The sequence below is a fragment of the Mycobacterium sp. genome, assembly GCF_051006775.1.
GTDB lineage: Bacteria > Actinomycetota > Actinomycetes > Mycobacteriales > Mycobacteriaceae > Mycobacterium.
Genome location: NZ_JBPCSX010000119.1, coordinates 1 through 10,454, shown reverse-complemented (window position 1 = coordinate 10,454; position 10,454 = coordinate 1). Strand labels below are relative to the sequence as shown.

The following is a 10,454-nucleotide window of genomic DNA, read 5'->3' as shown; positions in this document are numbered from 1 at the left end:
GTTCAGGGTGGCTGAAATGTTGACCATCGCCGACCGGACATTCGGTTCGCGGCTCATCCTCGGCACAGGCGGGGCCCCGAATCTGACGGTGCTCGAGGCGGCGCTGGTGGCCTCCGGCACCGAGTTGACCACGGTGGCGATGCGCCGTGTCGACGCCGAGGGAGGTACCGGCGTGCTCGACCTGCTGGAGCGGCTACACATCACACCGCTGCCCAACACCGCCGGCTGTCGCGGTGCAGCCGAGGCCGTTCTCACTGCGCGACTGGCCCGAGAGGCGCTCGGCACCGACTGGGTGAAACTGGAAGTCATCGCCGACGAGCGAACCCTGCTGCCCGATGCGGTTGAACTCATCAGAGCAGCAGAGCAATTGGTCGATGACGGCTTCGTGGTGCTGCCCTACAGCAATGACGACCCGGTGCTGGCCCGCCGGCTCGAGGACACCGGTTGCGCGGCGGTCATGCCGCTTGGTTCACCGATCGGAACCGGTCTGGGCATCTCCAACCCGCACAATATCGAGATGATTGTGGCCGCCGCCGGGGTGCCGGTGATCCTGGACGCCGGGATCGGAACCGCCAGTGATGCGGCGCTGGCCATGGAACTGGGCTGTGACGCCGTACTGCTGGCCAGCGCGGTTACCCGGGCGGCCGATCCGGCGGCGATGGCCGCCGCGATGGCCGCCGCCGTCACCGCCGGGCATCTCGCGCGCCACGCGGGCCGGATCCCCAAGCGATTCTGGGCGCAGGCATCGAGCCCTAGTCTGGCTCTATGAGACGAACCGCCAGGGTCATCGCTGCCATCGCGCTCGTCGTGGCGGCGCTCGGTTGCAGCCGGACGGCCGAGCTCCCGAAGCCGGTGGCGGCCGGAGGGCCTGCCATCGAGTTCGCCACCGGGCTGCAGAAGCGAGTCACCGTCGACGCGATGTTTGCCCACCTGGCCACGCTGCAGGACATCGCCAACGCCCATGACGGCAACCGCGCTGTCGGCACCCCGGGGTATGAGGCAAGTGTGGAATTCGTCGCGGAGGTGTTGCGTGGCAGGGGATTCGACGTGATGACTCCGGAGTTCAGCACCCGGGTGTTCAAGGCCGAGAAGCCGGTGCTGACAGTCGGCGGAACTGAGGTCGCCGCGCACGCCCTGGAGTTCAGCGGGGGAACGCCGGGACTCCAGGGGCCGCTGGTCGTCGCCCCCGCCAGCGAGACACCCGGTTGCGTTCCCGCTGCCTACGACGGCATTCCCGTCCAGGGTGCGGTGGTGCTCGTCGACCGCGGCAGCTGTCAGTTCAACGAGAAAGCGACGATTGCCGCAAAGCTCGGCGCCATCGCGCTGATCGTTGCCAACAATGTCGACGAAGAGAAGATGGGCGGGACACTGGGGGACAAGACCCAGGTTCAGATCCCGGTGGTCGGGGTGAGTAAGGCCGACGGGGCGCGGCTTCGCGCGGAGCCCGGGCCAGTCACCCTCAAACTCGACGCGGGCACCCGAACCATCATGGCCCGCAACGTGATCGCGCAGACCAAGACCGGCTCGCCGCAGGACGTGGTGATGGTGGGCGGCCACCTAGACAGCGTTCCGGCGGGGCCCGGCATCAACGACAACGGCTCGGGTGTAGCCGCGGTTCTGGAGACCGCCGTGCAACTCGGTAGCTCTCCGAAGGTCCGGAATGCCGTGCGGTTCGCATTCTGGGGGGCCGAGGAGATCGGCCTGGTCGGCTCCCGGAAATACGTCGAGTCGCTGAACGTCGAACAGCTCAAGGACATCGCGCTCTACCTGAACTTCGACATGCTCGGATCACCCAACCCCGGCTATTTCACCTATGACGGCAATCAATCGGCGCCGCGGGGTGACGGGTCGGTGCCCCGCGTGCCGGAGGGCTCACCGGGAATCGAGCGCACGTTCGTCGGCTACCTCGAGGCTCAGGGCAAGACCGCCGAGGACACCTCCTTCGACGGCCGCTCCGACTACGACGGGTTCACCATGGCGGGCATTCCTGCCGGTGGCCTGTTCTCCGGCGCCGAGGAGAACAAGACCGCGGCGCAGGCGCAGTCGTGGGGTGGCACCGCTGACGCGCCGTTCGACCCGAACTATCACAAGGCCACCGACACCCTCGACCACGTCGACCGTGATGCACAACGCATCAACGGCGGCGGCGTGCCATATGCAGTCGGGCTCTACGCCCAGGATCTAGGCGGCCGTAACGGGATGCCGGTCCGAGAAGACCGCACCCGTCACGTCCTGACCAAATCGTAGGGGTCCGTGTCAGCGGTTTCGGGCGGCATTGATTCCGAGATACGCGCCGTAGCCCAGTAGTCCTGCGACCGCCAACTTACGGGTCTGCGGTGCTATGAAACCAAGGCCCAGGGCCGTCTCGATGCCACCGTTGATGTAGGTGTACCGGCGAGTGTTGTTCGGGAACACCGATTCCGTGATCGACTGGAAGGCAGCGGGTTTGATGAAGTGTGTCAGGCCCGTAGCGGCGAGGACCAGACCGAACCCAGTAACGCGTGACGACATCGAGAACCTTTCGTTTAGCTGAACGCGTAGTCGCTCAGCGGAAAATCGGAAGCCTGCGTGATGGCGGCCTTGGCCGTCATCGGACGAAGAAGTGTCGCCTCACCATGTGGGTTGAAATAGTACGAGCGGGCTTCTGCGCAGTGCCCCACGGCGAATACCGTGTCGCCGACTTGCTCGAGCATCTGGTCCAGGAACCGGGCGTTGGCCTCATCGGTGACCTCGAAAGTGGTTGCGCCGCTGCGCCTGACCTCTCGAAGCAGCCGATCCATGATCCGCATCTGGTATTCCATCGTATTGAAGAAGTTCAAACCGATGAATGCGTAAGGACTGGCCAGGCTGAGGTAGTTGGGAAACTGTGGGATCGACACGCCCTGATAGGCCTGGAAACGGTTCTCCCGCCACCACTTGCCCAAGTTCCGGCCACCGCGTCCGATGATTTCGATAGCCGGGATATTCGCCTCCCACAGATCGAAGCCGGTCGCCAGGACCAGGGTGTCGATCTGTGTACGGGTGCCGTCGTTGGCCACGATCGCATGCGGCTCGATATGTTCGATCCCGCTTGTCTGCAGGTGCACATTCGGTTTGGTGAACGTGCGGTAGTAGCTGTTGGAGAAGGTCGGCCGCTTGCAGCCGAAGTCGTAGTCTGGAGTCAGCTGCCGGCGCATCTCTGGATCCCGGATGACCAGATAGCGGTACAACTTGGACACGTCGGCCGCTCCGATGTTGAGCCGGCGGAACAGTGCCTGCCGATGATGCAGGACGACGTAGTTGAAGAGCTCGTAGATGGCGTCGGTGACGGCCCGCACGGCGCGCTGCGCGAGCGGGACTCGGGCGAACAGCCGTCTGGCGCGCCGCGGATAAGCGAAGTCCAGCTTGGGTACCACGTATATCGGGGTGCGCTGATAGACGGTCAGCTCACCGGCTTTCCTGGCCAGTTCGGGAATGAGCTGAACCGCCGTGGCTCCGGTACCGATCAGGCCGATCTTCTTGCCGGCCGGATCGAACGAGTCGTCCCAGGCGGTGGTGTGGATGACCTTGCCGTCGAAACCGTGGATTCCGGGTATGTCCGGAGTGTGCGGCTGGGACAGGAAACCCGTTGCAGTGATCAGGTATTGAGCGCTCAGCGTCTGGCCATCGGACAGTGCCACCCGCCACAGCCGGGCCTCGTCGTCCCAGCGCGCTCCCTCCACCGTGGTGTTGAAGCGGATGTGCCGGCGCACGTCGTACTTGTCGGCCACGTTGTCGGCGTACTGCTTGATCTCCGCGCCGGGGGAGAACAGCCGCGACCAGTTCGGGTTCGGTTCGAAGAAGTACGAGTAGGTGGTGGTGGGAACGTCACAGGCCAGGCCGGGGTAGTGGTTGACGTACCAGGTGCCGCCCAGGTCGTCGAGCCGGTCGAGAAGCACGAAGTTCTCGAACCCGAGACGCTTGAGCTGGACTGCCGCGCCGATTCCACCGAATCAGGCCCCGACGATGATGACGTCATAGTTCTGCTCGGAGTCGTTCCGCTCGGACATGAAATCGACGGTACCTCGCGTTAGCCGAGTCCGCTTCGGCGCAGCGCGGCGTCGACGGCCGCCGTCGGAACATCAGGGCCTTTGGTCCCTAAGTCGTGCCGGGCTCCGATTACTTCGACGATCTCGACCGGTGCGGCGATGAGCCGGACCGCGACGCGCAGCTCATCGATGCTGCCGAACGGGTCGGAACTGCCGTGGGTGAACACGGTCGGCACGGTGATTCCGCCGAAGTGATCGGTGCGTGGCCGCTCCGGCTTGCCGGGTGGGTGCAGCGGATAGGAGAAAAGCGTGAGCGCATCGACCCGTTGCACGCTCTTCGATTGCTCGGCGACCGCCATGGAGGTCAGCCGCCCGCCGTAGGAATGACCGCCTGCGATCACCGGCCCGTCGGCGAGACCGGCCGCCACGGCGATCGCTTCGGTGACACCGGCCAGGTCCGCGGCCGCCGATCCCGAGGGTGGTCCCTTCGGTCGACGGCGCCGGTACGGCAGGTTGTACCGGAGGGCCAGCCAGTCGCGTCGCGCCCACTCCTCGCAGATCGCGATCAGCAGCGGCGATTCCCGGCTGCCGCCCGCGCCGTGGGTGAGTACCACGATGCCGGTGGGTGTGCGCGCAGGCCAGTGCGCGATGCCGGCGATGTCATCGAGGTTCACTGTTCGCTCATTGCAACCGGCCTATTGCAAGCGGAACAGCGCCGAGACCGGGCCGTGCCCGGCGCCCAAGGGGTACGCGGCGCGCAGGCACTCGGTGACCCAGGCCTTACCGAACGCCACCGCCTCCGGCATTGCGTAACCGTGCGCCAGCGCGCAGGCAGCGGCCGCCGCCAGGGTGTCCCCGGCGCCGTGGTCATGGCTGGTGTTGATCCGCGGTGCGTTGAACTGGTGGAATTCGGCACCGTCGTAGAGCAGGTCGGGGCTGTCCGGGGCGCGGCGCAGGTGGCCGCCCTTCACCAATGCCCACTGCGGACCGAGGTCGTGCAAGGCTTTGACGGCGTCGCGCTGGGTGGCGGCGTCGATCACGTCGATGCCGACAAGTAGCCGCACCTCATCGAGGTTCGGCGTGACCAGGCTGGCCAACGGGAACAACTCGGTGCGCAGGGTGTCCAGGGCCGAGGCGTGCAGCAACGGGTCGCCGTGCATGGAGGCGCAGACCGGGTCGACGACGAACGGCACGGCACCGGCCGGGCGCCCTTTCAGGACCGCGTCGCGCCAGGTGCCTGCGACGGTCTCGATGATCGCCGACGAGGCCAGCATCCCCGTCTTGGCGGCTTGGAGGCCGATATCGGAGGCGACGGTTTCGATCTGACCGGCGATCACCTCGGTCGGGATCTCATGGAACCCCTTGACGCCCAACGAGTTCTGCACTGTCACCGCCGTGACGGCGACCAGCGAATGGACTCCGAGCAGGGCGAAGGTCCGCATATCGGCTTGAAGGCCCGCGCCCCCGCCGGAGTCGGTGCCGGCGATGCTCAGCACCCGAACGGGGGTCTGGCGTGGCGGCGTCAGGGGCAGGAACTCCACCCTCGCCACGCTAGCAGTGGGATGGGTCACGGGTTGTGGCGCCAATTTGCATAGCTTGTATATGCTTTTCTTGAGATGACCGAACTGCTGGATCGCCGGAGGGCCGCCACCGACAGACGTCATCCGCACTACAAGTGGGTCGTGCTCTCCAACACCACGCTGGGCACTCTCCTGGCCATGGTCAACTCCTCGATCGTGCTGATCTCGCTGCCCGCCATCTTCCGCGGCATAGGTCTGAACCCGCTACAGCCGGCCAACGTGGGCTATCTGCTCTGGATGCTGATGGGCTATCTGGTGGTGACGGCAGTCCTCGTGGTTCCGTTCGGTCGGCTTGGCGATATGTACGGACGGGTTCGGCTCTACAACATCGGCTTCGTCATCTTCACCGTCGCCGCTGTAGCCCTGTCACTGGATCCGTTCGTACTTGGTGGCGGTGCCGTGTGGCTGATCGCCTGGCGGGTGGTGCAGGGCGTCGGTGGTGCGATGCTGATGGCCACGTCGTCGGCGATTCTCACCGATGCCTTCCCGGCCCGCCAGCGTGGTATGGCGTTGGGCGTCAATATGGTTGCCGCGGTTGCAGGTTCGTTCCTGGGGCTGCTCATCGGCGGGGTGCTGTCCGAGGTTGATTGGCAGGCGATCTTCTGGGTCGGCGTGCCGATCGGGATTCTGGGCACCGTGTGGAGTTTGCGGTCGCTCAAGGAACTTGGTGCTCGCTCACCTGGGCAACTCGACTGGGCCGGAACCCTGACTTTCGGCGTCGGCCTGACTGTTCTGCTGGTCGGGATCACCTACGGCATCCAGCCTTACGGCGATCACAGCACCGGTTGGACCAACCCGGCGGTTTTCGGCGCGATCGGCAGCGGTCTCCTGTTGCTGGTGGCGTTCGTCGTGATCGAACTCCGGGTGGCCCAACCCGTGGTTGACGTCCGGCTGTTTCGGTCTACCGCATTCGGCATGGGTAACCTCGCCGGCCTGATGGCGTCGGTGGGTCGCGGTGGTTTGCAGTTCATGCTCATCATCTGGCTGCAGGGCATCTGGCTTCCGTTGCACGGCTACAGCTTCGAGTCCACTCCGCTGTGGGCCGGCATCTACATGCTGCCGATGACCGTCGGCTTTCTCATCGCCGGACCGATTGCAGGGTCACTGGCCGACCGTTACGGCGCTCGGCCCTTCACCGTCACCGGCATGTTGCTGATGACGGTGTCGTTCGTCGCGTTGGTGATGATCCCGGTCAACTTCGACTATCGGATCTTCGCCCTATTGCTGTTCCTCAACGGGATTGGCGGTGGTGTGTTCACCGCACCGAACAGCGCTGCTGTCATGTCCAGCGTCCCGGCTTCGGCGCGGGGTGCGGCCTCCGGTGTGCGGGCGACCTTCCTCAATGCGGGGTCGTCGCTGTCCATTGGGATCTTCTTCTCCCTGATGGTGGTCGGCTTGGCCCATTCGCTGCCCGGCGCCATGACCAGTGGCCTGCGCCAGCACGGCGTCCCGGTCGCACTGGCCGACCAGATCGCCGCGACGCCGCCGGTAGGCAGCCTGTTCGCCGCATTCCTGGGCTATAACCCGATGGCAGAACTGCTTGAGCCCTCAGGTGGACTGAACCAGCCCGGAGTCGACGCCGCGGTGCTCACCAGCAAGACCTTCTTCCCGGATCTCATCGCCGGGCCCTTCCATTCCGGTCTGGTAGTCGTATTCGGCGCCGCCGCGGTGATGATGATGATCGGGGCGATCGCGTCGATGTTCAACCCGGGTCGCTACGCAAGCGGGTAACTTCGGCAGCGTGCCGATGATCAACCGCCAGATCGTTCTACGCCGCCGTCCGGTCGGTCTGGTCGACCCGCAGGACACTGAACTCGTACGCGCAGAGGCTCCGAGCCCCGCCGATGGTGAAGCGCTGCTGCGCACCACTTACGTCGGACTCGACGCCGCGGTGCGAACATGGCTCAACGACCAGCCCGGCTATCTTCCCCCGGTGGGCATCGGCGAGGTGATTCGCGCGGCAGGTGTCGGCGAAGTCATCGAATCGCGTTGCCCCGCTTTCCAGGTCGGCGATATCGTCACAACCCTCACCGGTTTTCAGGAGTACTCGATCATCCGCGATGACATCTTCAGTACGGCCATCCCTGGGGAAAGTGACCAACGGGCGATCATGAGCGTCTACGGTTCCGGCGGCGCCACCGCGTACTTCGGGATGATGGAGGTCGGCCGCCCCCAACCCGGTGAGACCGTCGTGGTCTCCGCCGCGGCCGGCGCGACCGGATCGATCGCCGGTCAGATCGCCAGGATCGCCGGCGCCCGGGTTGTCGGGATCGCCGGCGGCCCGGAGAAGTGTCGAGCAGTAGTGGAGGACTTCGGGTTCGACGCGTGCATCGACTACAAGAAGGACGATCTTCGGGCCGCACTCAAGCAGCACTGTCCCAAGGGTGTCAACGTCTATTACGACAACGTCGGCGGTGAGATCCTCGATGCCGTCCTGGGCCGGCTGGCACCCAAGGCACGAGTTGTCCTGTGCGGCGTCATCTCGAGCTACCTCACCGGCGAGCACCCGGGTCCGGCCAACTACGTCAACCTGTTGTCCAAGACCGCGTCGATGCAGGGGTTCAATGCGCTGGACATGTGGGACCGCTTCGATGAGGCGTTCACCGACCTGCGCCGGTGGGGGGCAGAAGGCCTGCTGGTGCATCGCGAGACCGTCTTCGACGGACTCGAATCATGCGTTGACGCACTCAACGGACTGTTCACCGGAGCCAACATCGGCAAGATGCTGGTGAAGATCAGCGAGCCGACGGCGAGCTGATCAATCGGATGTGAGCCAGCGAGCCGACGGCGAGCTGATCAATCGGACGTGAGCCAGTGAGCCGACGGCTAGCTGAGGTCGATCAGTACCGGCGCGTGGTCGCTGGGTGAACCGATCCGCTCCTTGCCGGTCTTGCGCTCGTCACGCACGATCTCCGCATGCACCACCTGCCGCGCCAATTCCGGTGAAGCCAGGATGAAGTCGATCCGCATCCCCTGTTTCTTCGGAAACCGCAACTGGGTGTAGTCCCAGTAGGTGTACACCCCGGGTCCGGGAGCGAAGGGGCGCACGACATCTGCGAACGATGTCTCGATCGCCGTGAACGCCGCGCGTTCAGGTTCGGTGACGTGGGTGCTTCCGCGGAACACCTCGATATCCCAAACGTCCTCGTCGGTCGGGGCGACGTTCCAGTCGCCAACCAGGGCGATTCGTGCCGACGGGTCGTTGCGCAGCCATTTCTCGGTGTTATTCCTCAGTGCCGCAAGCCATTCCAGCTTGTAGTGGAAGTGCGGGTCTTCAACAGTGCGGCCATTAGGCACGTAGAGGCTCCACACCTGAACTCCGCCGCAGGTCGCACCGAGCGCCCGCGCCTCGGCTTTTCCACCGAACATCGGCTGATCGTCGAAACCGATCGCAACGTCGTCGATGCCCACCCTGGAGGCTATGGCCACACCGTTCCACTGGTCGTGTCCGCAGTGCACCACCTCGTAACCGGCGCCCAGGAACGTCATCATGGGGAACTGCTCGTCGGAGCACTTGGTTTCCTGCATCGCGAGCACGTCGACGTCGGCGCGCGCCATCCAGTCGACCACCCGCTCAGCGCGGGCGCGGATCGAGTTGACGTTCCAGGTAGCGATTCTCATCTTCTGCTCCGAGATCGTCAGTGACCGAAGGGATCCGGCACGTCGCCGGGCATCCATGACAGACCTGGAACACCCCAGCCGTTGGCTTTGGCGGTTCGCTTGGCCGCGCGGGCGTGGCGGCCGACAAGTTTGTCCACGTACAGAAATCCATCGAGGTGACCGGTCTCGTGCTGCAGCATCCGGGCGAACAATCCGGTGCCCTCCAGCGTCACCGGATTGCCGTCGGCGTCCAGGCCGGTCACCTTGGCCCATTCCGCCCGCCCGCACGGAAACGACTCACCCGGAACCGAGAGACACCCTTCGTCGTCGGTCTCGGGGTCGGGCATCGTCTCGGGAACCGGCGATGTCTTCAGCGACGGATTGATCACCACGCCGCGCTGGTAGGTGGCCTTACCGCGCTCCTCCGGGCAGTCGTAGACGAACAGTCGCATCCCCACGCCGATCTGATTGGCTGCCAGGCCGACGCCGTTGGCGGCGTCCATGGTGTCGTACATGTCGGTGATCAGGGCCGCCAGGTCGGGGGGAAGTGAGCCGTCCGGTCCGACCGCCACCGGGGTGGTCGGCTGGTGCAGAACGGGATCGCCGAGGATCACAATGGGTCGGACCGCCATGGACGGCAAGCTTAAGTGAGCCGACGCGCGGGGTTCGATGCCGTGCATGTGCACGTCGGCATGATTCAATGTCCACGAACCACAGGGATGTCATTAGAAGGGATCGAATGGACGGCGCCATGGCACGGGCCGAGCGATCGCTTGACGACGCCGAACTCCCCGAGGGGCTGACCCGCCGCGAATACGACATTCTGGCTTTCGAGCGGCAGTGGTGGAAGTACGCCGGCGCGAAAGAAGAAGCCATCAAGGAGCTCTTCTCCATGTCGGCGACCCGCTACTACCAGGTTCTCAACGCCCTCGTTGATCGTCCGGAGTCCCTGGCCGCCGATCCGATGCTGGTGAAGCGGTTGCGCAGACTGCGTGCCAGCCGCCAGAAGGCCCGGGCCGCACGTCGGCTGGGCTTCGAGGTCCCCTGATCGGCCCGTTACAGTTGGCCGGATGAACGAGCGCGTTCCTGACTCATCCGGGCTGCCTCTGCGCGCCATGGTCATGGTGCTGTTATTCCTCGGTGTGATCTTTCTGCTGGTCGGCTTCCAGGCGATGAGCTCGAGCAATGACAGTGGCGAGGACACCTCGACGCGGACCCTGACCACCACCAGCAAGCCCGCCGCACCCAAGCCGGACGTCCGGGTCTA

Annotated in this window: 11 protein-coding genes and 1 pseudogene; 6 read left to right on the top strand and 6 right to left on the bottom strand. The window is 65.1% G+C overall.

Annotated elements, in window-relative coordinates; all coding sequences use genetic code 11:
• Positions 1-16 precede the first annotated feature (16 nt).
• Positions 17-769, top strand: a complete 753-nt coding sequence (locus ACR2JI_RS08775) for a thiazole synthase (protein WP_526389697.1) — start codon at positions 17-19, stop codon at positions 767-769.
• Complete coding sequence (locus ACR2JI_RS08770) at positions 766-2,247, top strand: M28 family metallopeptidase (protein WP_526389694.1); 1,482 nt, start codon at positions 766-768, stop codon at positions 2,245-2,247. Before ACR2JI_RS08775 ends, ACR2JI_RS08770 begins: the two co-directional genes overlap by 4 nt.
• A 9-nt stretch (positions 2,248-2,256) precedes the next feature.
• On the opposite strand, the gene ACR2JI_RS08765 is transcribed toward ACR2JI_RS08770, so the two are convergent.
• The 4 genes from ACR2JI_RS08765 to thiD all read right to left on the bottom strand — a co-directional run bounded on the left by ACR2JI_RS08765 (position 2,257) and on the right by thiD (position 5,548).
• Positions 2,257-2,511 (bottom strand): DoxX-related protein, encoded by a 255-nt coding sequence (locus ACR2JI_RS08765; protein ID WP_526389693.1) that lies wholly within the window; start codon positions 2,509-2,511, stop codon positions 2,257-2,259.
• Positions 2,512-2,525: 14 nt separating this feature from the next.
• Positions 2,526-3,962 carry a flavin-containing monooxygenase gene (locus ACR2JI_RS08760; RefSeq protein ID WP_526389696.1) on the bottom strand — a complete coding sequence of 479 codons (1,437 nt, stop codon included), beginning with the start codon at positions 3,960-3,962 and terminating at the stop codon, positions 2,526-2,528.
• Between the two features lie 86 nt (positions 3,963-4,048).
• Complete coding sequence (locus ACR2JI_RS08755) at positions 4,049-4,681, bottom strand: alpha/beta hydrolase family protein (RefSeq protein WP_526389692.1); 633 nt, start codon at positions 4,679-4,681, stop codon at positions 4,049-4,051.
• A gap of 21 nt (positions 4,682-4,702) precedes the next feature.
• Positions 4,703-5,548 carry a bifunctional hydroxymethylpyrimidine kinase/phosphomethylpyrimidine kinase gene (gene thiD / locus ACR2JI_RS08750; RefSeq protein WP_526389691.1) on the bottom strand — a complete coding sequence of 282 codons (846 nt, stop codon included), beginning with the start codon at positions 5,546-5,548 and terminating at the stop codon, positions 4,703-4,705.
• 75 nt (positions 5,549-5,623) lie between these two features.
• Between thiD and ACR2JI_RS08745 the strand changes: the two genes are divergently transcribed.
• Both ACR2JI_RS08745 and ACR2JI_RS08740 read left to right on the top strand, forming a co-directional pair.
• The gene (locus ACR2JI_RS08745; protein ID WP_526389690.1) at positions 5,624-7,318 is read left to right on the top strand and encodes an MFS transporter; all 1,695 of its coding nucleotides are present in this window, start codon (positions 5,624-5,626) and stop codon (positions 7,316-7,318) included.
• A gap of 16 nt (positions 7,319-7,334) precedes the next feature.
• Complete coding sequence (locus tag ACR2JI_RS08740; protein WP_526389695.1) at positions 7,335-8,345, top strand: NADP-dependent oxidoreductase; 1,011 nt, start codon at positions 7,335-7,337, stop codon at positions 8,343-8,345.
• A 68-nt stretch (positions 8,346-8,413) separates the two neighbouring features.
• Here ACR2JI_RS08740 and ACR2JI_RS08735 read toward each other — a convergent pair whose 3' ends face one another.
• Both ACR2JI_RS08735 and ACR2JI_RS08730 read right to left on the bottom strand, forming a co-directional pair.
• The gene (locus tag ACR2JI_RS08735; RefSeq protein WP_526389689.1) at positions 8,414-9,208 is read right to left on the bottom strand and encodes an exodeoxyribonuclease III; all 795 of its coding nucleotides are present in this window, start codon (positions 9,206-9,208) and stop codon (positions 8,414-8,416) included.
• Between the two features lie 17 nt (positions 9,209-9,225).
• Positions 9,226-9,819 carry a peptide deformylase gene (locus ACR2JI_RS08730; RefSeq protein WP_526389688.1) on the bottom strand — a complete coding sequence of 198 codons (594 nt, stop codon included), beginning with the start codon at positions 9,817-9,819 and terminating at the stop codon, positions 9,226-9,228.
• Between the two features lie 107 nt (positions 9,820-9,926).
• On the opposite strand from ACR2JI_RS08730, the gene napA reads away from it, so the two are divergent.
• On the top strand, positions 9,927-10,235 hold the full coding sequence (napA, locus tag ACR2JI_RS08725; protein WP_526389687.1) for a nucleoid-associated protein NapA: 309 nt from the start codon (positions 9,927-9,929) through the stop codon (positions 10,233-10,235).
• A gap of 22 nt (positions 10,236-10,257) precedes the next feature.
• Positions 10,258-10,454: pseudogene (locus tag ACR2JI_RS08720) on the top strand (LytR C-terminal domain-containing protein); the annotation flags it as partial.

Bases quoted from the DNA above. Each gene is read 5' to 3' on its own strand.
- ACR2JI_RS08735 (WP_526389689.1), bottom strand. From the start codon at position 9,208: ATGAGAATCGCTACCTGGAACGTCAACTCGATCCGCGCCCGCGCTGAG.
- ACR2JI_RS08740 (WP_526389695.1), top strand. From the start codon at position 7,335: ATGATCAACCGCCAGATCGTTCTACGCCGCCGTCCGGTCGGTCTGGTC.
- napA (WP_526389687.1), top strand. From the start codon at position 9,927: ATGGACGGCGCCATGGCACGGGCCGAGCGATCGCTTGACGACGCCGAA.
- ACR2JI_RS08730 (WP_526389688.1), bottom strand. From the start codon at position 9,819: ATGGCGGTCCGACCCATTGTGATCCTCGGCGATCCCGTTCTGCACCAG.
- ACR2JI_RS08770 (WP_526389694.1), top strand. From the start codon at position 766: ATGAGACGAACCGCCAGGGTCATCGCTGCCATCGCGCTCGTCGTGGCG.
- ACR2JI_RS08765 (WP_526389693.1), bottom strand. From the start codon at position 2,511: ATGTCGTCACGCGTTACTGGGTTCGGTCTGGTCCTCGCCGCTACGGGC.
- ACR2JI_RS08745 (WP_526389690.1), top strand. From the start codon at position 5,624: ATGACCGAACTGCTGGATCGCCGGAGGGCCGCCACCGACAGACGTCAT.
- ACR2JI_RS08775 (WP_526389697.1), top strand. From the start codon at position 17: ATGTTGACCATCGCCGACCGGACATTCGGTTCGCGGCTCATCCTCGGC.